Source organism: Janthinobacterium sp. (assembly GCF_031995485.1).
In the GTDB taxonomy this organism is placed as follows: domain Bacteria; phylum Pseudomonadota; class Gammaproteobacteria; order Burkholderiales; family Burkholderiaceae_D; genus Janthinobacterium.
Genome location: NZ_DAMAGB010000012.1, coordinates 17,859 through 38,871 on the forward strand (window position 1 = coordinate 17,859; position 21,013 = coordinate 38,871).

At 62.2% G+C, this 21,013-nt stretch carries 18 protein-coding genes; 8 read left to right on the forward strand and 10 right to left on the reverse strand.

Annotated features, from left to right (window positions below; translation table 11 throughout):
• The 3 genes from RTQ46_RS09940 to RTQ46_RS09950 all read right to left on the reverse strand — a co-directional run.
• Positions 1 to 1,712: methyl-accepting chemotaxis protein (locus RTQ46_RS09940; protein ID WP_312436264.1), on the reverse strand; the 1,712-nt coding region annotated here is incomplete at its 3' end.
• A gap of 197 nt (positions 1,713 to 1,909) precedes the next feature.
• Entirely contained in the window at positions 1,910 to 2,344 is a 435-nt protein-coding gene (locus RTQ46_RS09945) for a hypothetical protein (RefSeq protein WP_312436266.1), read from the reverse strand.
• Positions 2,345 to 2,622: 278 nt separating this feature from the next.
• Positions 2,623 to 2,856 carry a DUF3563 family protein gene (locus tag RTQ46_RS09950; protein WP_409518314.1) on the reverse strand — a complete coding sequence of 78 codons (234 nt, stop codon included), beginning with the start codon at positions 2,854 to 2,856 and terminating at the stop codon, positions 2,623 to 2,625.
• Between the two features lie 305 nt (positions 2,857 to 3,161).
• Here RTQ46_RS09950 and fucP point away from each other — a divergent pair, with 305 nt between their 5' ends.
• Positions 3,162 to 4,469 (forward strand): L-fucose:H+ symporter permease, encoded by a 1,308-nt coding sequence (fucP, locus tag RTQ46_RS09955; protein ID WP_312436267.1) that lies wholly within the window; start codon positions 3,162 to 3,164, stop codon positions 4,467 to 4,469.
• Positions 4,470 to 4,555: 86 nt separating this feature from the next.
• On the opposite strand, the gene RTQ46_RS09960 is transcribed toward fucP, so the two are convergent.
• Entirely contained in the window at positions 4,556 to 5,449 is an 894-nt protein-coding gene (locus RTQ46_RS09960) for a LysR substrate-binding domain-containing protein (protein ID WP_312436269.1), read from the reverse strand.
• Positions 5,450 to 5,599: 150 nt separating this feature from the next.
• On the opposite strand from RTQ46_RS09960, the gene RTQ46_RS09965 reads away from it, so the two are divergent.
• Positions 5,600 to 7,093, forward strand: a complete 1,494-nt coding sequence (locus tag RTQ46_RS09965) for a succinate CoA transferase (protein WP_312436270.1) — start codon at positions 5,600 to 5,602, stop codon at positions 7,091 to 7,093.
• Between the two features lie 11 nt (positions 7,094 to 7,104).
• On the opposite strand, the gene RTQ46_RS09970 is transcribed toward RTQ46_RS09965, so the two are convergent.
• Complete coding sequence (locus RTQ46_RS09970) at positions 7,105 to 7,761, reverse strand: WHG domain-containing protein (RefSeq protein WP_312436271.1); 657 nt, start codon at positions 7,759 to 7,761, stop codon at positions 7,105 to 7,107.
• 323 nt (positions 7,762 to 8,084) lie between these two features.
• On the opposite strand from RTQ46_RS09970, the gene RTQ46_RS09975 reads away from it, so the two are divergent.
• A complete protein-coding gene (locus RTQ46_RS09975; RefSeq protein ID WP_312436272.1) occupies positions 8,085 to 9,206 on the forward strand; it encodes a M14-type cytosolic carboxypeptidase in 1,122 nt (373 codons plus the stop codon).
• A 12-nt stretch (positions 9,207 to 9,218) separates the two neighbouring features.
• Entirely contained in the window at positions 9,219 to 9,683 is a 465-nt protein-coding gene (locus tag RTQ46_RS09980; RefSeq protein WP_312436274.1) for a CYTH domain-containing protein, read from the forward strand.
• Between the two features lie 313 nt (positions 9,684 to 9,996).
• Here RTQ46_RS09980 and RTQ46_RS09985 read toward each other — a convergent pair whose 3' ends face one another.
• From RTQ46_RS09985 to RTQ46_RS10005, 5 genes are all read right to left on the reverse strand, one after another.
• On the reverse strand, positions 9,997 to 11,250 hold the full coding sequence (locus RTQ46_RS09985) for a DUF2863 family protein (RefSeq protein ID WP_312436275.1): 1,254 nt from the start codon (positions 11,248 to 11,250) through the stop codon (positions 9,997 to 9,999).
• A gap of 218 nt (positions 11,251 to 11,468) precedes the next feature.
• Positions 11,469 to 14,189 (reverse strand): aconitate hydratase AcnA, encoded by a 2,721-nt coding sequence (gene acnA, locus RTQ46_RS09990; RefSeq protein WP_312436276.1) that lies wholly within the window; start codon positions 14,187 to 14,189, stop codon positions 11,469 to 11,471.
• Between the two features lie 89 nt (positions 14,190 to 14,278).
• Positions 14,279 to 14,824, reverse strand: coding sequence for a hypothetical protein (locus tag RTQ46_RS09995; protein ID WP_312436277.1), 546 nt, complete (start codon positions 14,822 to 14,824; stop codon positions 14,279 to 14,281).
• A 13-nt stretch (positions 14,825 to 14,837) separates the two neighbouring features.
• A complete protein-coding gene (locus tag RTQ46_RS10000) occupies positions 14,838 to 15,836 on the reverse strand; it encodes an HpcH/HpaI aldolase/citrate lyase family protein (RefSeq protein WP_312436278.1) in 999 nt (332 codons plus the stop codon).
• A gap of 114 nt (positions 15,837 to 15,950) precedes the next feature.
• Positions 15,951 to 16,940 carry a malate dehydrogenase gene (locus RTQ46_RS10005; protein ID WP_312436279.1) on the reverse strand — a complete coding sequence of 330 codons (990 nt, stop codon included), beginning with the start codon at positions 16,938 to 16,940 and terminating at the stop codon, positions 15,951 to 15,953.
• A 305-nt stretch (positions 16,941 to 17,245) separates the two neighbouring features.
• On the opposite strand from RTQ46_RS10005, the gene RTQ46_RS10010 reads away from it, so the two are divergent.
• The 4 genes from RTQ46_RS10010 to sdhA all read left to right on the forward strand — a co-directional run bounded on the left by RTQ46_RS10010 (position 17,246) and on the right by sdhA (position 21,010).
• Positions 17,246 to 18,139, forward strand: a complete 894-nt coding sequence (locus RTQ46_RS10010) for a GntR family transcriptional regulator (RefSeq protein ID WP_312436280.1) — start codon at positions 17,246 to 17,248, stop codon at positions 18,137 to 18,139.
• Between the two features lie 296 nt (positions 18,140 to 18,435).
• Positions 18,436 to 18,858, forward strand: a complete 423-nt coding sequence (sdhC, locus tag RTQ46_RS10015; RefSeq protein ID WP_312436281.1) for a succinate dehydrogenase, cytochrome b556 subunit — start codon at positions 18,436 to 18,438, stop codon at positions 18,856 to 18,858.
• A 2-nt stretch (positions 18,859 to 18,860) separates the two neighbouring features.
• A complete protein-coding gene (sdhD, locus tag RTQ46_RS10020) occupies positions 18,861 to 19,226 on the forward strand; it encodes a succinate dehydrogenase, hydrophobic membrane anchor protein (protein WP_312436282.1) in 366 nt (121 codons plus the stop codon).
• A gap of 2 nt (positions 19,227 to 19,228) precedes the next feature.
• Positions 19,229 to 21,010 (forward strand): succinate dehydrogenase flavoprotein subunit, encoded by a 1,782-nt coding sequence (gene sdhA, locus RTQ46_RS10025; RefSeq protein WP_312436283.1) that lies wholly within the window; start codon positions 19,229 to 19,231, stop codon positions 21,008 to 21,010.
• The last annotated feature ends 3 nt before the right edge of the window (positions 21,011 to 21,013 follow it).

Here is a 21,013-nt window from a genome sequence, read left to right on the forward strand (position 1 = left end):
CGCACGCTGTCGACCACCTGCTCCATGGTGGCGCCCGCTTCATCGACGAGCTTGCTGCCAGCGGCTACCTTGTCGACCGAATCGTCGATCAGCAGCTTGATTTCCTTGGCCGCCGCCGCGGAACGTTGCGCCAGGCTGCGCACCTCGGTAGCCACCACCGCAAAACCACGGCCCTGTTCGCCGGCGCGCGCCGCTTCCACGGCGGCATTCAATGCCAGGATATTGGTCTGGAACGCGATGCCGTCGATCACGCTGATGATATCGACGATCTTGTTCGACGAGTCGTTAATCGAAGTCATCGTTTCGATCACGCGGCCCACCACGGCGCCGCTCTTTTGCGCCACGTCGGAGGCCGAGGCGGCCAGCTGGTTGGCCTGGCGCGCATGGTCGGCGTTTTCCCTGACGGTGCCGGTCAGCTCCTCCACCGAGGCGGCGGTTTCCTCGAGCGAGCTGGCCTGCTGTTCGGTGCGCGCCGACAGGTCGTTGTTGCCCTGCGCGATTTCGGCGCTGGAACGGGCCACGTTGTCGGCGCTGGCCTGCACCTGCAGCAGCACCGCGTGGATTTTTTCGACAAACTGATTGAAGCCCTTGCCGATCACGGCCAGCTCGTCGGTACCCTTGACATCGAGCTTGACGCGCAGGTCGGCGTCGCCGCTGGACAGCTCCGTCATGGCCGCGCCCAGCGTGCGCAACGGCCGCGTCAGGCGGTAGACCACCAGCACCAGGATGCCGGCCGTGGCCGCCGCGCACAGCAGCGCCACCAGCAGGGTATAGGTCAGCAGCTCGCGCGCCGGCGCGGTGGCCACGCGTTTCGGAAAGCTCAGCTCGACGCTCCACGGCGCGATCTCGGGATGCACCAGCAACGGCTGCAGCAGGTGAATATTGCCCTGGCCATCTTCGTATTCGTAAGGCTGGCCCTGGCGCACCTTGTCCAGGCCAGCGGCCGGCACATCGCTGGCCGGCTTGCCCAGCAGAGCGGCTGACGGATGGCTGGCATACAGGCCGCCATGGGAAATGAGCGCCAGCTTGCCGCCTTCGATCACTTTCAGGCCGGCCAGGATGGTCGTCAGGCGCGTAAGCATGAAGTCGGCGCTGGCCGCGCCCCTGAAGCTGCCGTCGATCATGATCGGCGACACCAGGGAGGCCATCAGCACGCTCTTGCCATCGACCGGATACAGATACGGCTCCGTGAAGACAGGCTTGCCGGTGCGTTTCGGCACGTCATACCAGTCGTTGGCGCCCGGCTTGGGGTCGAACACGATCGGCTCGGCCTGCATCTTGCCGCCGGCGCCGCGCGTCCAGTACGGCATGTAGCGTCCGCTCGCGTCGTACAGCGGCGCCTGGCCGGCGAACTCGGCATCCTTGCCGTCGAGCGCATTCGGTTCCCAGGTGACCGTTACCCCCAGCAGGTCTTCCGAACTGCCCAGCGTCGCCTGGCTCAATTGGCTGATCTGCTCGCGCTGCAGGGCCAGGTTGGCGCCACGCGTGCCGCGCATGGCGCCGGCCAGGCTGGTAATGCTCGACAGATTGCTGCTGATACGCGCCTGCAGCGTGCTGGCCACTTCGCGCGAGGCCGTGCGCGCCAGGTTCATGGACGCGGCTTCGGCGTTGGCGCTGCTTTTGAAGCCGATCACGGCGGCCGTGATGCCCAGGCTGAGGACGGCGAGCGCCGTGGCGGCGACGCAGATCTTGCTGTTTAAAGAGAGTTGCATGATGACTGTTCCTTGGCAACGGCGGGCGTGCCGGAGAGGGATTGATGGCGGCTGCTGACAGGAACAGACTGGTGGCCGCAAGGCCCATCGTCTGGCCAGGTGAATTCTCACCAAACGTAACTGAAAGGATAGAGGCGGCGACTAGTACAAGTCAATTACGTTGTGGTATTGGTGACCACAATTGTTGTTTAGCGGCACTATACCGAGGCGGTCGCAGCGGTAATTGGTGGCGCGCCGCGCACCGCCGCCGCCTGCAGCGCCGCCAGCAGGGCAGGCAAGGCCGCGAGCAGCGCCGGCATGGAAGCATCCATCGGCACGGCCTGCGCTTCGCGGTGTCCCGAGGGCTGCCCCCAGCGAACACCGGCGTCGAGCCGTGCCGCATCGTCCAGTCCTGACAGTGTCACCAGCAGCAATAGTTCGTATGGCTGGTCATCCTGCGCCTGATCGAACAGGCAAGAAATGCCGAAGCGGTATTCGAGAAAGCTGTCCTGTGTGCCGGTGGAAAACGCAAATACGGAAGCGAGCACCTGCGGCGCGGCCTGGGCCAGCGAGGGCAGCGCTGCCTGGAACAGCGGCAGCAGTTCGGCTTCCATGTGCAGGACGAACGGGTGATGGTGCTTGAGAACAGTCATGTCGGCCGGCTTTGCGTCTAAGTAGAATCTCGTAGTAAAACTAGCAAAGATTCGACTTTGCAGCGATAAATGCCATGATGCGTCGCAACATTGCAGGTGTTGCAATATTGTGCGACCTTGCCTTTCTTTGCCCGGTATAGCCCATCCTGTGCTCAAGCCGGAGGCGAGCAGGATGGTGCTATCGGCAGTGTCGCGGCGCGCAGGGCGTGGACATGGGTAGTGCTGACTTTGTTGCAGATACAGGTACAACGATGTGCTGCGTGTTGCTGCGATACGGCTTAGCGGCCCAGGCCACTCATCCAGCTAGGCTGTGGATGGGCGCGCGACAGTTCACGCATGCGGTATTCCAGGTCATAGCGGTCGGTCGATTCGGCCAGGTAGGCTTCTTCGTAAGCGCGTTCGCGGTGATCGGGACCTTGGGTCAGGAAGGCGCTGATGGCTTTGACGACGCTGCTCAGGGTGGCAACGATATTGTTCGATGGGGTGCTGTGATACATGAAAGTGGTCGACATGGCAGGCTCCAGTTAGTTGGGGTGTAGCAACTGCTGCACCGCAACATAAGTATAGTCTTTTCAAGTTATAAGTACACTTTCGATTTCAAATGTCAGCTATTCAATTATCAGATAATGGGTGCGAAAGCTGCGCAATCCGGGGCTTTCGGGCATAATGCGCCCATCCGTAAGTAGTATTACTACGACACTCGATGGCTTGCAGATGTTGTTTTCAGACCTCGACCCTGCATGCACTGTTTAACGGTGCATGACAGATATAAGGCAACTGCAGAACGCATCATTTGGAACTGAAAAATGGAGAAGGTATGGAATACGTAAAGCAAGGCCCGGGCGCATCGCGCGCGCCGGCCGGCACGCAAAACAATACGGGCGCCCTGATCATTGTCACGGTGCTGTTTTTCATGTGGGGACTGCTGACATCGCTGAATGATGTGCTGATTCCCCACCTGCGCTCGATCTACACGCTGACCTATGTACAGGCGATGCTGGTGCAGTTTTGCTTCTTTGGCGCCTACGCCATCGTCTCGATGCCGGCCGGCGCGCTGATCAAGCGCATCGGCTACCAGCGCGGCGTGGTTGCCGGCCTGCTGATCGCGGCCGCCGGCTGCGCCATGTTCTACCCGGCCTCGACCGGCAGCTACGCGCTGTTCCTGCTGGCCTTTTTCATTCTGGCGGCCGGCATCACGGTGCTGCAGGTGGCGGCCAATCCGTACGTGACGGAACTGGGCGACCCGCAGACGGCATCGAGCCGTTTGACACTGACACAGGCGTTCAACTCGCTGGGCACCACCGTGGCGCCGACCTTGGGCGGCATCCTGATCCTGTCGGGCACCGTGCTGACGGTACAGCAGTTCGACCTGCTGCCGGCCGCCGAGCAACTGGCTTACCGCGCCAAGGAAGCGGCCGCCGTGCAGGGCCCCTACCTGGCGCTGGCCGCTACCCTGGTGGTGCTGGCCGTGCTGTTCGCGCTGGCCAAGCTGCCGGCGATTTCGCATGCGGATGACGAAGCCAAGCTGGACCGCGACGGCCACAAGGTCTCGATCTGGTCGCACCGCCACCTGGTGCTGGGCGCGCTGGCCATCTTCCTGTACGTGGGCGGCGAAGTGAGCATCGGCAGCTTCCTGATCAACTTCCTGGGCGAGAGCCATATCGCGGCCCTGACGCCGGCCGATGCGGCGCACTTTGTCAGCTACTACTGGGGTGGCGCCATGCTGGGCCGCTTTATCGGTTTCGGCGTGATGCGTTACGTCAGTCCGGGCAAGACGCTGGCCTTCAATGCCGCCATCGTGATCGCGCTGATCCTGGTGGCCGTGTTCGGCACCGGTCATACCGCCATGTGGGCACTGATCGCCGTCGGCCTGTTCAACTCCATCATGTTCCCGACCATTTTCAGCATGGCGCTCAACAAGCTCGGTGCGCAAACGGGCCAGGGCTCGGGCATCCTGTGCATGGCGATTGTCGGCGGCGCCATCGTGCCGTTCATCCAGGGTTTCCTGGCCGACCAGGTCAACCTGCAGCTGTCGTTCATCGTGCCGGCCCTGTGCTACACGTTTATCCTGTACTTCGGCCTGAAATACGCCGGCATGTACAACAGCGATGCGGCTGTGAAATAAGCCCGCAGGTCGGATTAGGCCCTTCGGGCCGTAATCCGACATCACTACTTGATGAAAAAAGGTGGCCCCGGCCACCTTTTTTGCATTCAGGGTTCGAACCGCGTGCCCAGCACGTCCTGGCATACCTCCAGCCAGGCGCGCGCCGCATGCGACAGGTAGCGGCCGTTCCAGATATGCGCCACCTGCCATGCCAGCTCCGGCTCGACGATGCGCACCGCCGCCAAAGGCTCGCCGGCCAGCCGGTGGATAAACGGTTCGGGCAGCAGCGCCACCCCCAGGCCGGCCGAGGCCATCGCCACCAGCCAGTCCCACTGGCCGCTCTGGGCGGCGATGCGCGGCTCGAAGCCGGCCTGTGCAAAGTGCTGGCGCAGGCTGCGCGTCAATGCAAAATCATCCTTCAGCAGCACCAGCGGCAGCTTGGCCAGCGCCTTGAAGGGCAGTGTCGTGCGCTGCGGCTGGAACGTGCCCGGCTCGGCCAGCGCCCAGATCGGGTAGCTGGCGATCTGCACCGTCACCAGTTCCAGTTCGGGGTCTGCCGGCAGCACCGTCATGCCGATTTCCAGTTCGCCGGCCGCCACCTTGCGCTCGATCTGCTGGCCCGTGTCTTCCTGCAGGGTCAGCTTGACCTGCGGATGGCGCGCGCGGAATGCCTTCAACACCGGCGTGAACAAGACATTGATCATCGGCGGAATGCCGACCGCCAGGCTGCCGCGCTGCAGCGCCTGGGTGTCGCGCACCTCCAGGGTCAGCTGGCGCATGCTGGCCAGCATTTCCTGGCCGTGCTGGTAGACGATGCGGCCGGTGTCGGTCAGGGTCAGCTTGCGCCCGTCGCGCACCAGCAGCTGGGCACCCACCTCGTCTTCGAGCTGGCGCACCATCTTGCTGATGGTCGACTGGGTCAGGTGCAGCGCTTCGGCCGCCTGCGTAAAGCTCGACAGGCGCACGGTTTCCACGAAGTAGCGCAGGGAACGGATATCCACGATCGGCATCGCCTCATCAAAACATGAAAATAGCGACTGGATATGTCGCAATTAATTCATGCCATGCATGCAGTCCGGATTTTATACTGAATCACATATGGGGCTGCTGCATGACAGCCATCTGTTTCAAGAATAATCAGGAGTCTTTCGATGTACCAGGATCGTATCCGCCACCCGGGCTTGCTCGATAAAGTCATGAGCGCCGATCAGGCAGCCAAATTGTTCCATAACGGCATGCGTGTCGGCATGAGCGGCTTTACCCGCGCCGGCGACGCCAAGGCGCTGCCGCGCGCGCTGGCCGAGCGTGCCTTGCACGAGCCGCTGGCCCTGACGCTGATCACGGGCGCGTCGCTGGGCAATGGCAGCGACGGCCTGATGGCCGAAGCGGGCGTGCTGGCGCGCCGCATGCCGTTCCAGGTCGACCCCGTGTTGCGCGCCAAGATCAACCGTGGCGAAGTGATGTTCATCGACCAGCATCTGTCGGAAACAGCTGAACAGCTGCGCTCGGGCAACCTGGCGGCCGTCGATATCGCCGTGATCGAAGCGACGGCCATTACGGCCGCCGGCGCCATTATCCCCACCATGTCGGTGGGGAACTCGGCCGCGTTCGCGCAGCAGGCCGCGCAGGTGATCATCGAGATCAACCTGTCCACGCCGCTGGCGCTGGAAGGCTTGCACGACATCTACATTCCGCAAACCTTGCCGGGCCGCGAACCGATCCCGCTCACGCGCGTCGACCAGCGCCTGGGCGGCACGGCGATCGCCATCGATCCGGCGCGCATCGCCGCCATCGTCATCACCGACAGCCCCGACAGCCCGTCGAACGCCTTGCCGCCCGATGCGGAAACGCAGGCGATCGCCGGCCATGTGATCGCCTTTTTGCAGGGCGAAGTGGCGGCAGGGCGCATGGGGCCGGAACTGCTGCCGCTGCAGGCCGGCATCGGCACGATTGCCAACGCGGTGCTGCACGGCCTGATCGGCTCGCCTTTCCGCAACATGACCATGTATTCGGAAGTGCTGCAGGACAGCGCCATCGAGCTGCTCGACTCGGGCCAGCTGGCGTTTGCCTCGGCCTCGTCGATCACCCTGTCCGCGCCCGTGCACCGCAAGCTGATGGACAATATCGATCACTACCGTTCAAAGATCGTGCTGCGCCCGCAGGAGATCAGCAACCATCCGGAGATCGTGCGCCGGCTCGGCATCATCGCGCTCAATACAGCGCTGGAATTCGATATCTACGGCAACGTCAACTCCACCCATGTGTGCGGCACGCACATGATGAACGGCATCGGCGGCTCGGGCGACTTCGCCCGCAACGGCCAGGTATCGATGTTTGTCAGCAAGTCGGCGGCCAAGGGCGGCAAGGTGTCGAGCGTGGTGCCGATGGTCTCGCATGTCGACCATACGGAGCACGATGTCGATGTACTGGTGACGGAATGGGGCTATGCCGATTTGCGCGGCCTGGCGCCGCGCGAGCGGGCGCCCTTGATCATCGAGCGCTGCACCCATCCCGCTTACCGCGCGCAATTGCGCGCCTATTACGAGGCGGCCTGCCAGCGCGGCGGCCATACGCCGCATATCCTGGCGCAGGCGCTGGCCTGGCATGCGCGCTACCAGGAAACGGGCAGCATGCTGGAAGGGTAAAACCGGCAGGGCTAGGGCTGGAAGCGCAGCCGTATGCCTTCCGTCACCACCGCCAGCAGGTCTTCCAGGTGGCCCGCCGGCTCCGGGTGCGGCGTCCACGGGTCGCCTTCGTCCATCACGATGCGCAGCGATACCAGCCCGTGCAGCGACTGCCAGAAGATCTGCGTCATTGCGTGCAGCGCGGTTTCGCCGCCGCGCACCTGGCCGCCTTGCGCCAGTTCGCCGAACAGGTGCAGCGCGTAGGCGTACGGGTCCTGTTCGATATTGCCGTGCTCGACTTCAACCGTGCTGATGCCCGCATGCGGACGCAGTTCCATGAACAGCAGCGCATATTCGTCGCGGTGCTGGAAGCCGTACTGCACATAGGCACGGCCCATCAGCATGATGCGCTCCCAGGCAGTGGTTCCCGCTTCGCTGGCGCTGCGCATGGCGTGCACCAGCGCCAGCAGATCCTTGTCCATCGCCTGCGCGATCAGCGTGGCCTTGTCGCGGAACAGGGCGTAGACGACCGTGGTGGAAAAGCCGGCCGTTTCGGCGACCTTGCGGATCGAGACGGCGCGCGCGCCGCCCTTTTTGATGAGGTCCTTGACGACCGTAATGATGTGTTCACGGCGTGCCTGCGCCTCGCGCAATTTTCTTTCCTGGATGTTGCTTAACTTCTTGTCCACACTCTTTCCTGATTGCTCACTCAAAAGAAAGAATTATAGGGTGCAACAGTGTGCTGGAATGTTTCAAAGGCTGTTACAAATCAAATTTTTACACGGCTTTTACGATAGCGTGCCATCTTTTAACTGGGTGCACCAGAAAATTTCCGGCGATGCCCCGGATTGGTGCAAAAAAGTCGCCGCCGGCCTTTGCGAGTTGTCCCAAAGGGCGGAAAATAGCGGAATCGCTTACACTGCGGTTTGACGTTGCCTGCTCTTCCAGCAGAGGGTGGAGCAACAAAAAAAACGCTTTCAATTCCTATACGGACAACCCACGGGATCGCTACATGACCATTAAAATCAGCCAGAATTTCGACTCCGGCGCCATCGAGGTAGTCAGCGCCACCAGCGCCGGCGCCATCGACCTGAAACTGCGCAAGGACAGCCACGCCGACATCCACCAGTGGTTCCATTTCCGCCTGCAGGGCGCGCGCGACCAGGCCTGCACCATGCGCTTCCTGAACGCCGGCCAAGCCACCTATCCGGCCGGCTACGAGGGCTACCAGGCCGTGGCCAGCTACGACAGCGAAAACTGGTTCCGCGTGCCGACCTCGTTCGACGGCCAGGTGATGACGATTTCACATACGCCTGAACTCGACAGCGTCTACTACGCCTACTTCGAGCCGTACTCGTGGGAACGCCATCTGCGCCTGCTCGGCGAAGTGGCCGAGCATCCTTTGGCGCGCGTGTCGGATCTCGGCAGTACCGTCGACGGCCGCGACATGAACCTGGTGACCATCGGCAACCCTGACGCGGAAAAGAAAATCTGGATCATCGCGCGCCAGCATCCGGGCGAGTCGATGGCCGAATGGTTTGTCGAAGGCCTGATCGATTCCCTGCTGGACCCTGCCAACCCGATCGCGCGCAAGCTGCTGCAGCGGGCCGTGTTCCATATCGTGCCGAACATGAATCCGGACGGCTCGATCCGCGGCAACCTGCGCACCAATGCGGCTGGCGCCAACCTGAACCGTGAATGGATGACGCCGTCGCTGGCCTCCAGCCCCGAAGTGCTGTGCGTGAAAAACAAGATCCACGAAACGGGCGTCGACATGTTCTTCGACATCCACGGCGACGAAGCGCTGCCGTACAACTTTGTGGCAGGTAACGAGATGCTGGAAAACTTCACGCCCGAGCAGGCCGCGCACCAGAAGGCCTTCATCGAGCGGTACAAGCAGGCCAGCCCCGACTTCCAGGACAAGTTCGGCTATGCCGCCAGCAAGTACAAGTCGGACATGCTGACGCTGGCGTCGAAATACATCGGCCACCACTTCGGCTGCCTGGCGCTGACGCTGGAAATGCCGTTCAAGGAAAACGCGGATTTGCCGGACCCAAGCGTGGGCTGGAACGGCGCGCGCAGCGCGGCGCTGGGCGCGGCCATGCTGCAGCCTGTCCTGCTGTCGCTGGACTGACCGAGGCATACCATGGGCGTCGAAATCGAACGTAAATTCCTGCTGGCCAGCGACGACTGGCGCGAGCTGGCCGACCCGGTGCTGCTGCGCCAGGGTTACCTGTCGTCCACCCGCGAGCGCGTGGTGCGCGTGCGCATCGAGGGCCATCACGCGATGCTGACCATCAAGGGCGCCAATGTCGGTACCAGCAGGGGAGAGTGGGAATACCCGATCCCGCTGGCCGACGCCACCGAACTGCTCGACGGGCTGTGCGAGCAGCCGCTGATCGAAAAATACCGGCGCCGCATCATGTACGCGGGCATGGTATGGGAAGTCGACGAGTTCCTCGGCGCCAACGCCGGCCTGGTGGTGGCCGAGATCGAGCTGCACTCGGCAGACCAGCCGTTCGAGAAGCCGGACTGGATCGGCGTGGAAGTGTCGGACGATGCGCGCTATTACAATGCGAACCTGATACGGCAGCCGTTTTCGCAGTGGTGAGGCGGGGTTGAAATGCAAAAAGGCAGAACTTTGGTTCTGCCTTTTTTTTGTTACGCGCTGACGGTGTTGTCGGATTACGCTGCGCTAATCCGACCTACGGCTGGATATGCGCTGGTGGTGTTGTCGGATTACGGCCTGCGGCCTGCGGCCTGCGGCCTGCGGCCTGCGGCCTGATCCGACCTGCGGCTGGACATGCGCTGGTGGTGTTGTCGGATTATGCTGCGCTAATCCGACCCACACGACCTGCGTGAGGATGGTAGGTCGGATTAGCGCGCAGCGCGTAATCCGACAACATCGTCGGCCCCTGCCAACATCAATGAAAATGCTCGGTCCCTTGCGGGGTATCTTCGGGCATCTCCGCATGCGCCAGTTCGCCGACCGGATCGGCAAACAGCGGCGCGCCGCAATCGTCGCAGTATTCGCCCACATAGCGTTCGGCATGGCGCTTGATCTGCGTGATGCCGGCCGCGTTCAGGTGCTCGATGATTTCATCGACGGGCGTCTTCTGCTTGTCGAGCGCGGCGATGCCGACCTGGATCAGGCCTTCGATCGGCGTGCCATCCTCGTCTTCCTGGCCGTACAGCGGCCAGACGATGCCGTAGATGACTTCCGGCGCCTGGCGCAGCGTGAACGCGATGCGGTATTCGTCGACCTGGCCATCGGCCGACTCTTCGCCGAAGCCGGCGATCACGGCGCGCAGTTCGGATGGCTCGATGGCCAGCGTATGGGTCAGATAGTGCACCGCGGCGCGCACCGAGACCGGACGGATCAGCTTGTCCGCTTCGCGGCAGGCCACGTAATACGCTTCCGGCAGCAGCAGTTCCAGGCCGCAGCCGGGCAGCAGGCGCGCGATCGTCGGCGTGGCCTGCACGCGCCACTGGTCGAGCGCCGCGCTGCGCTCGACGATGAAGTCGTTCTGCACGGCCGGCATCTGCCAGCGGAACAGGGGCGCGCCGCTTGGTGCCACCACCGCCACCAGCAGGTAGCGCGTGTCGGCCAGGAATGGCGCCGTTTCCGGCTCCTTGGCGGACGGCTTGAGGCTGGAGCCTTTCAGCGCCGCCTGCGCCAGCTTTTGCGTCTTGGCATAGGTTTCGACATGGCTGCGCGGCAACTGATCGATCGAGTACAGCGTGGGCGCCATCGCCATTCTGGTGCCGTCGGCCAGCAGGTGGGCGGCAAAGTGCGTCGACAGCACGCCGTGCGCGTCGGCCGCGATGCTGCCGGAGGCGATCGAAAAGCGCGTCCATGCGAGGATCGGCACGGCGACCAGCAGCGCGTCGTAGCGCACGTCTTCATGGACGATGACGGTCGATTCGCTGACCGCTTCGACGCCATCCATCAGCACGTCGTAGGCGTTCAGGTCTTCCTTGAACAGGCTGCCCAAGGTGTTGTCGATGGTGTCCTGGTGACCGGTTTTGAGTAATTTCTGGAGCTGCGTGTCCAGGCTGTGTTCCCAGGACCGCTCTTCGAGACGGCTCGCTGCCTGGACGATCGCCTGGGCAAAGGTGACCAGGCGCTGGCTGTCGGCAGTCAGTTTATGGGATGAATCTTTGGAAGGACGACGCATAGCGGGATAAGAGTCTCGGAAAGTGGAAAAAATGGATCAGTCAAACAATGATAACCCTTATGACCGTATTGTAGAGGATAAGCCCACGCAGGTGACAAGCTGACTGCAGATCATGGCGTTTGGCTCAATTTCAAGACTGGCCGGGAAAATCGGCGCCAAAAAAAACGCCGGTCGAAACCGGCGTTTGGTGCATGGCGCTACAGCGGCGCGCTGGCTGGTTACTCGGCCAGCAGCTGGCGCAGCACGAATGGCAGGATGCCGCCGTGCTTGTAGTAATCGACTTCGATCGGGGTGTCGATACGCAGCAGCACGGCCACTTCCTGCGAGCTGCCGTCGGCGCGGTGGATCACCAGCGTTGCCAGCTGCTGTGGCTTGATCTCGCCTTCCAGGCCCTTCAGGTCGAACGTTTCATTGCCGGTGATGCCCAGCGTCTGCACGCTGTCGTCGCCGATGAATTGCAGCGGCAACACGCCCATGCCGACCAGGTTCGAGCGGTGGATGCGTTCGAACGAACGGGTGATCACGGCTTTCACGCCCAGCAGCTGGGTGCCTTTGGCCGCCCAGTCGCGCGACGAGCCGGTGCCGTACTCTTCGCCGCCGAACACCATCGTCGGCGTGCCTTCGGCCACATACTTCATGGCCGCGTCGTAGATCGACATCTGTTCGCCGGACGGCTGGTGGATCGTGATGCCGCCTTCGACTGCCGAGCCGTCTGCCTTGGCCGGGATCATGCGGTTCTTGATGCGCACGTTGGCAAAGGTGCCGCGCATCATGATTTCATGGTTGCCGCGGCGCGAGCCGTAGGAGTTGAAGTCCGCTTTCAGGACGCCGTTTTCCTTCAGCCATTTGCCGGCAGGACCGTTTTCCTGGATCGAGCCGGCTGGCGAGATGTGGTCGGTGGTGATCGAGTCGCCGAACACGCCCAGTGCGCGCGCGCCTTCGATGCCGGTGGCCACCGCTGCCGGCGTCATCGAGAAGTTGTCGAAGAACGGCGGCTCCGCGATATAGGTCGATTTCGGCCAGTTGTAGACCTGACCGGAGACGGTCGTCACTTTTTCCCACAGCTTGCCCGGTGCGCCCTTGACGTCGGCGTAGTTATCCTTGAACACCTTGGCGTTCATGGCGAACTTCATCATCGCCGATACTTCTGCCGAGGTTGGCCAGATGTCGCCCAGGTAGATGTCCTTGCCGCCCTTGCCCTTGCCGACCGGTTCGGTCATCAGGTCGCGTGTCATGTTGCCGGCGATGGCGTAGGCCACCACCAGCGGCGGCGAAGCGAGGAAGTTCGAACGGATGTTCGGGTGGATGCGCGCTTCGAAGTTGCGGTTGCCCGACAGGACGGCCGAGGCGACGATGTCGTGCGTGGCGATCGCGGCGTTCAGTTCCGGCGTCAGGTCGCCGGCATTGCCGATACAGGTGGTGCAGCCGTAGGCGGTCACGCCGAAGCCCAGTTTTTCCAGGTACGGCAGCAGGCCGGCGGCGGTCAGGTATTCGGTCACGACGCGCGAGCCGGGCGCCAGCGAGGTCTTGATGTGCGGCGCCACTTTCAGGCCCGCTTCGACGGCTTTTTTGGCCAGCAGGCCGGCGGCCAGCATCACGCTCGGGTTCGAAGTGTTGGTGCACGAGGTGATCGCGGCGATCAGCACGTCGCCGTTCGACACTTTCACGCCGTTCGTCGTTTCGTACACGGCAGCGAGGTCGGCCGGGTTCTTGTTGAAGCCGTTTTCGGTGGTCGGCTTGGCGAACAGTTCGGCGAAGTTCGCTTTCACGTTGCCGATTTCGATGCGGTCCTGCGGACGTTTCGGGCCAGCCAGCGATGGCGCCACGGAACCGAGGTCCAGCGCGACCACGCGGGTGTAGTCGATGTCGCCGTCTTTCGGCACGCCGAACAGGTTCTGCGCCTTGAAGTAGCCTTCGAACGCGGCGATCTCGGCCTTGCTGCGGCCGGTGCCCTTGAAGTAGTCGATGGTCGCTTCGTCGACCGGGAAGAAGCCCATGGTGGCGCCGTATTCCGGGGCCATGTTGGCGATGGTGGCGCGGTCGGTCAGGGTCAGCGACTCGGTGCCTTCGCCGAAGAACTCGACGAACTTGCCGACGACTTTCTCTTTGCGCAGCAGTTCGGTAATCGTCAGCACCAGGTCGGTGGCGGTGCAGCCTTCGCGCAGCGCGCCGGTCAGGTTCACGCCGATCACGTCAGGGGTCAGGAAGTAGACGGGCTGGCCCAGCATGCCGGCTTCCGCCTCGATGCCGCCCACGCCCCAGCCGACCACGCCGATGCCGTTGATCATGGTGGTGTGCGAGTCGGTGCCGACCAGGGTGTCAGGGTAGTACACGTCGCCGGCTTTCTTGCCCGAGTGGTGCACGCCGCGCGCCAGGTATTCCAGGTTGACCTGGTGCACGATGCCGAAGCCCGGTGGCACCACGCCGAAGGTGTCGAAGGCCTGCATGCCCCATTTCATGAACTGGTAGCGCTCGTTATTGCGCGAAAATTCCAGTTTCATGTTCAGGTCCAGCGCCTTCTTTTCGCGGTAGTGATCGATGGTGACCGAGTGGTCGACCACCAGGTCGACCGGCACCAGCGGCTCGATCTTCTTGGCGTCGATACCCATCTTGGCGGCCACGTTGCGCATCGCGGCCAGGTCGGCCAGCAGCGGCACGCCCGTGAAGTCCTGCAGCACCACGCGCGCCACCACGAACGGAATCTCGTCGGTGCGGTCGGCGGTCGGGCCCCAGCTCGCCAATTGCTTGACGTGTTCTTCGGTGACTTTCTTGCCGTCGCAGTTGCGCAGCACCGATTCCAGGACGATGCGGATCGAGACCGGCAGGCGGGAGACATTTATGCCCAGGCTTTTTTCCAGCGCAGGCAGGGAGTACAGCTTGCCCTTCTTGCTGTCTGAAATATTAAAATCCTTGAGCGTGTTCAAAGTGTTGCGGGACATGACCTCTCCTTGTTGGGTATCGTCTACTTATTGATTATTCAGGGTGAAACATGACGCATCCCCGGGGCAGGGGATCCTTGCTGCTTGCATCAGCCGCCAGCAGGCGGTACCACGCCCAGCGACGCTGGCGCTTCGACCAGCACTGCCGGTTTGGCCTGCTGCGCATCCTTGCATTCATTGGCCAACTGGCGGTTCTGCTTGGAATCGAGCAGCATGCCTTTGGCCGGGATGCCGATCCAGATCAGTCCGTACAAGCGGTTTTCGAAGCGGTGGGCGCCGGTGGTGGTGCCGACACGGCTCAGGCGGTGCAGGCGCTTCTGCCAACGCAGGGCGATGTGCGAATCATCCTTTTCATTGCTGTAGATGGTGATTTTGTTGCCCAGTTCGCAATTGAATTCGGTGGTGGCCGAACCCGTGGTGTCGGGCTCGTCGGCTTCTTCATTCGGCTCGGCCGGCATGGCGACCGGTTTCGCCGCAGCCTTGGCCGGCGCTTTCGCCTTGGCCTTGGTGGTTTTGGCGGCCTTGGCTTTCGCCGGGGTCTTGGTGTCGGTGGCGGCGTAGCTGGCCGGCGCCAGGGCGAGGGTCATGGCACCCAGGGCGACGCTGCAGGCCAGGGCTAGTTTGGAGAGGGACATCGTGAAATTCCTGTCAGTTTTCGGTGGTGCTGGTCAATGGCGGGTTCAGTAATGCAGCCGCTGCTTCGGGCAGGCCCAGGCCCGCCAGCTTGGCGCGCTGCAAAACGGTCCAATAATATCGGTAGCTGGCGCGGTCATGCAAGCGGCCATTCTGGGCGATCGGTCCCCAGTCCGCGCGCAACGCTTCGTTCAGGATATTGCTGGCCTCATTGACCTCGGACAGGCGAGGCGTAAACGCCTTGATGATGGGCTTGATCTGATCCGGGTGAATGCTCCACATGCGCGTGTAGCCGAATTCAGCCGTCGCACGCTGGGCGTCATTGGCCACCACGGCCGAATCGCGCACATCGGTGGTCACATTGTGCGATGGCACCTTGCCGTGCGCGTGGCAGGCGGCGGCCACTTCGAGCTTGGCGCGCACCACCAGCGGATGCGTGAACTGGCCCGGCGTGCGCATGGCGGCGGCCGGCACGGCGCCGTAGTGGGCCGAGACGAAATCCATGATGCCGAACGACAGGCATTCGACTTGCGGCAGGGCGGCGATCGCATACGCGTCGCGCAGCGCGCCATGGGTCTCGATCAGGATATGCACGGGCAGGTTGTCGCGGCCGGCGCGGCGCGCATGCAGGTTGATCAGGTCGATCGCCAGCATCGCGTCCTGCACGCCGTTCACTTTCGGCACGGCGATATACGCGATGCGCTGGGCGGCGGTACAGACGATCTCCACGTCGCGCGCGAAAAACGGGCTGTCGACGTCGTGCACGCGCACGCCGATGCGGTTGAACTGGTTGCCGTCGCTGGCCAGCAGGCTGGCGACCAGGTGCGCATGGGCTTCTTCGTTGCCGGCGCTGGCGCCGTCTTCGCAGTCGAACGTGATGTCGAACAGGGGACCAAGCTCTTGTTGCAAAGCAATCGATTTACGCATCAGCTTTTCGGAGCCGGCGTAGTGGTCGCAAGCGGCGAGCAACAGCGGCTGGCGTTTGCCCTGGAATAAAACCTCGGAAGGGTGCATGCTTTAAGACATCTTTGCAGATAAGAACACATTACTGAAACGGCCGCGCCGCGACGAGCGCGGTGCGGCCTTGATGGTGGTCGGCGCAAGGTGATTGCGCCGCCGCTGCCCAGCTTACGCCAGCAGGTGTTTCACGCCTTCGCGCTCTTCGGTCAGCTCTTTCAGGGTCAGGTTGATGCGCTCTTGCGAGAATGCATCGATTTCCAGGCCTTGAACGATGGTGTATTCGCCATTCTCGGTGGTGACCGGGAAGCCGAACACGGTGCCTTCAGGAATGCCGTACGAACCGTCCGATGGCACACCCATGGTGGTCCACTTGCCGGCGGTGCCAAGGATCCAGTCATGGATGTGGTCGATGGCGGCGTTCGCTGCCGATGCTGCCGACGACAGGCCGCGCGCTTCGATGATCGCCGCGCCGCGCTTGCCGACGGTTGGCAGGAAGGTGTTGGCGTTCCATTCCTGGTCGTTGATCAGATCCTTGACAGCCTTGCCGTTGACGGTGGCGAAACGGTAGTCAGCATACATGGTTGGCGAGTGATTGCCCCACACGGTCAGCTTTTCGATGTCTTTCACGGCGGTGCCGGTCTTGGCAGCGACTTGCGACAGTGCGCGGTTGTGGTCCAGGCGCAGCATGGCGGTGAAGTTTTTCGCTGGCAGCGATGGCGCCGATTTCATGGCGATGTAGGCGTTGGTGTTGGCAGGGTTGCCGACCACCAGCACTTTGACATTGCGCGAAGCGACGGCGTCGAGCGCCTTGCCTTGCACCGTGAAGATCTGTGCGTTCGCTTCGAGCAGGTCCTTGCGTTCCATGCCCGGGCCGCGTGGACGTGCGCCCACCAGGACGGCCACGTCGGCGTCCTTGAATGCGGTCATCGGGTCGCCGTGCGCGGTCATTTCGGTCAGCAGCGGGAAGGCGCAATCGTCGATTTCCATCATCACGCCCTTGAGCGCTTTCTGGGCTTTTTCGTCCGGGATTTCAAGCAATTGCAAGATGACAGGCTGGTCCTTGCCGAGCATGTCGCCATTGGCGATGCGGAACAACAGGGCGTAGCCGATCTGGCCGGCGGCGCCGGTCACTGCAACACGCATTGGGGTTTTTGCCATGATGAATCTCCAAAAATGGGAAAGAAAACGGGCTTGAAGCTGGGCTTACGCTTATCCGGAAAAACTGTAATGATACCAAACCCGGCTCGCGCCACCGATTTGCCGGTGAGTGCTGCCGTCGCGCGTGTGCTGATACTGGTCAGAGTGGCTGGCCAACAACACAAAACACTGGTACACCAGTTTTATCGGGGGCAGTTTAGGCCTCCGATTCCTATCTGTCAATCATATCTTATGTCTTATATAAGACAGATAACTCCAGGGTTTTTACTGGACGCGCGCAGTGATTTGTGTTGAAATGTCGGACTATGAATTCCGCCTCGTCCAATCTGACCAACAATGCCACTGCTGCAAGCGGGGCGGTCAGTCCGACCGCGGGCACCCCGGCAACGCCAACCCCGCCAGCAGCTGCCACCGCAGCGCCGGCGCCTGCCAATCCGGCTGCTCCTGCGCCTGCCGCTCCGGCCGCATCCGCCGCTGCCGCGTCGCCCACCTTCAGTCCGCTGTACCAGCAGATCAAGGCGCTGATCACGCAGAGCCTGCAGTCGGGCGAATGGAAGCCGGGCGAACTGATTCCCAGCGAAGTCGAGCTGGCCGGCCGCTTCAAGGTCAGCCAGGGCACGGTGCGCAAGGCGATCGACGAACTGGCGGCCGAAAACCTCGTCATGCGCCGCCAGGGCAAGGGCACGTTCGTGTCGACCCATCACGAGGCGCGCGCGCATTTCCGCTTCCTGCGCCTGGTGCCGGACGAAGGCGTGCCGCATTACCCCGAAAGCAAGTTCATCGAAGTCAAGCGCGTGCGCGCGCCGGCCGACGTGGCGCGCCTGATGGAATTGAAGTCCGGCGACGCCGTCATCTTCATCAAGCGGGTCCAGTATTTCGACGGCGTGCCGACCATCATCGAAGAGCTGTGGCTGCCCGGCCTGATCTTCAAGGGCCTGACGGCCGAGCGCCTGGTGGAATACAAGGGGCCGATGTATGGCCTGTTCGAAACCGAATTCGGCACGCGCATGATACGCGCGTCCGAACAGATCCGCGCCGTGTGCGCCGACGAGGGCGCAGCCCAGTTGCTGGGCATTGCGCCCGGCACGCCGATGCTCAGTTCCGAGCGCGTGTCGTTTACCTATGGCGACAAGCCGGTCGAGCTGCGCCGCGGCCTGTACCTGACCACGCGCCACCATTATCAGAATGAACTCAGCTGAAGCCGCGGGGCGCCTGGCGCCCGAACAAGCGGACAGGCTGAAGTCCATCGTTTGAAAAGGGCCGGCCGCAAGGCCGGTTCTGGAGACAGCAGAGATTGCAGGCAAAGCGTGCGCCATGCTGGCGTTTTGCCTGCGTTTCTGTAATTAAATTACGTGAACTACGGAAAGTAGCGCGGGATTGTGTAGTAAAAAACCATTTTGGTTATATGTAACAATAGATAGTGGTATGGCCTGCGAAAATCGGCGAAAATCGCGGCTTCCAATATTTAGTTCAGTTCAAAGGGGAGGTTTTTGTTATGTCTGAAGCCGTAAAAGAAGTACCAAAAAAAGAACGGCCGCAATTCCGTAACATTCATGTTACCGAATTGTCGAACTACCGCATGGCGGTTGGCGCCATCGTCTCGATCCTGCACCGTATCAGCGGATTCATCATTTTCGCCCTGCTGCCGTGCATCCTGTACATGCTGGAACTGAGCCTGCGTTCCGAAATGTCCTACGCTTACTTCCAGGGCATCGCCTCGCACTGGTTCGTCAAGCTGATCACGCTGGGCCTGGTCTGGGCTTTCCTGCACCATTTCTGCGCCGGTATCCGCCACCTGTTCATGGATGTGCACGTCGCGATTGAAAAACAATCGGCACGCAAGACCGCCTCGTCCGTGCTGGTCGTCAGCCTGGTGCTGACCGCATTGGTCGCTTTGAAACTGTTTGGAGTATTTTAAACATGGCAGACAATAACATCGGACCGAAACGCCTCGTCGTCGGTGCCCACTACGGCTTGCGCGACTGGCTGGCGCAACGCGTCACCGCCATCGTCATGGTGGCCTATGTCGCCATCCTGCTGGTCTCGTTCCTGACCGGACAAAACTTCAGCTATGAAGGCTGGGCTGGTCTGTTCGCTCAGCAATGGTTCAAATTATTCAGCCTGGTAACGTTCCTGGCGCTGTTTTACCACGCATGGGTCGGCGTACGCGACATCTGGATGGACTACGTGAAAAGCGCTGGCCTCCGTCTGACCCTGCAAATTGCCACCATGCTGTGGTTGATCGCTTGTGCCGGCTGGACGGTACAGATACTCTGGAGTGTGTAATCGTGGCAGCATATAAATCTGCAATTCCTACCCGCCGCTTTGATGCGGTGATCGTTGGCGCCGGCGGTTCCGGCATGCGCGCGTCGTTGCAGCTGGCTGAAGCCGGCCTGAACGTCGCTGTACTGTCGAAAGTTTTCCCGACCCGCTCGCACACCGTGGCAGCGCAGGGCGGTATCGGCGCCTCGCTCGGCAACATGGCCGAAGACAACTGGTTCTGGCACATGTTCGACACCGTCAAGGGTGGCGACTATCTGGGCGACCAGGATGCCATCGAATTCATGTGCCGCGAAGCACCAAAAGTCGTATACGAGCTGGAACACTTCGGCATGCCGTTCGACCGCAATCCTGACGGCACCATCTACCAGCGTCCGTTCGGCGGCCACACGGCCCACTTCGGCGAAAAGCCGGTGCAGCGCGCCTGCGCGGCAGCCGACCGTACCGGTCACGCCCTGCTGCACACGCTGTACCAGCGCAATGTGCGCGCCCGTACCCACTTCTTCGTCGAATGGATGGCGCTGGACCTGATCCGCGACGCCGACGGCGACGTGATCGGTGTCGTGGCGCTGGAAATGGAAACCGGCGAATGCATGATCCTGGAAGCCAAGACCACCGTCATGGCCACCGGCGGTGCGGGCCGTATCTTTGCCGCCTCGACCAACGCCTTCATTAACACCGGCGACGGCATGGGCATGGCGGCACGCGCCGGCCTGCCGCTGCAGGACATGGAATTCTGGCAGTTCCACCCGACCGGCGTGGCCGGCGCGGGCGTGTTGATCACCGAAGGCGTGCGCGGCGAAGGCGGCATCCTGATCAACTCGGAAGGCGAACGCTTCATGGAACGCTACGCGCCGACCCTGAAGGATCTGGCGCCGCGCGACTTCGTGTCGCGTTCGATGGACCAGGAAATCAAGGAAGGCCGCGGCTGCGGTCCGAACAAGGATCACGTGATGCTGGACCTGCGCCATATCGGCGCCGACACCATCGCCAAGCGCCTGCCGTCGATCCTGGAAATCGGCCACAAGTTCGCCAACGTCGACGCCACCAAGGAACCGATTCCTGTCGTGCCGACGATTCACTACCAGATGGGCGGCATCCCGACCAATATCCATGGCCAGGTCGTCACCCCGACCGGCCCGGACAAGTCGGCTCAGGTCGTCAATGGCCTGTACGCGATCGGCGAATGCGCCTGCGTCTCGGTGCACGGCGCCAACCGCCTGGGCACCAACTCGCTGCTCGACCTGGTGGTGTTCGGCCGCGCGGCCGGCAACCATATCGTCAACAGCGGCCTGAAAGGCAAGGAAAACAAGCCATTGCCAGCCGACGCAGCCGATTTTGCGATGGGCCGCCTGGCGCGCCTGGAAAACTCGACCGGCACGGAAACCGTGCAGGGCGTGGCGAACGACATTCGCGCCACCATGCAGAAGTACTGCGGCGTGTTCCGTACCGACGAGATGCTGAACAAGGGCGTCGAAGAAATCATGAAGCTCGACGAGCGCCGCAAGCACGTCTCCTTCAAGGACAAGTCGATGGTGTTCAACACTGCCCGCGTGGAAGCGCTGGAACTGGACAACCTGATCGAAACGGCGAAAGCGACCATCGTTTCGGCAGCGGCGCGCAAGGAATCGCGCGGCGCGCACGCCCAGGACGATCACCCGACCCGCGACGACGACAACTGGATGAAGCACACTCTGTGGTATTCGGAAGGCAACCGCCTGGACTACAAGCCAGTCGTGACCAAGCCACTGACGGTAGATACCTTCAAACCGAAACCACGTACTTTCTAAGGC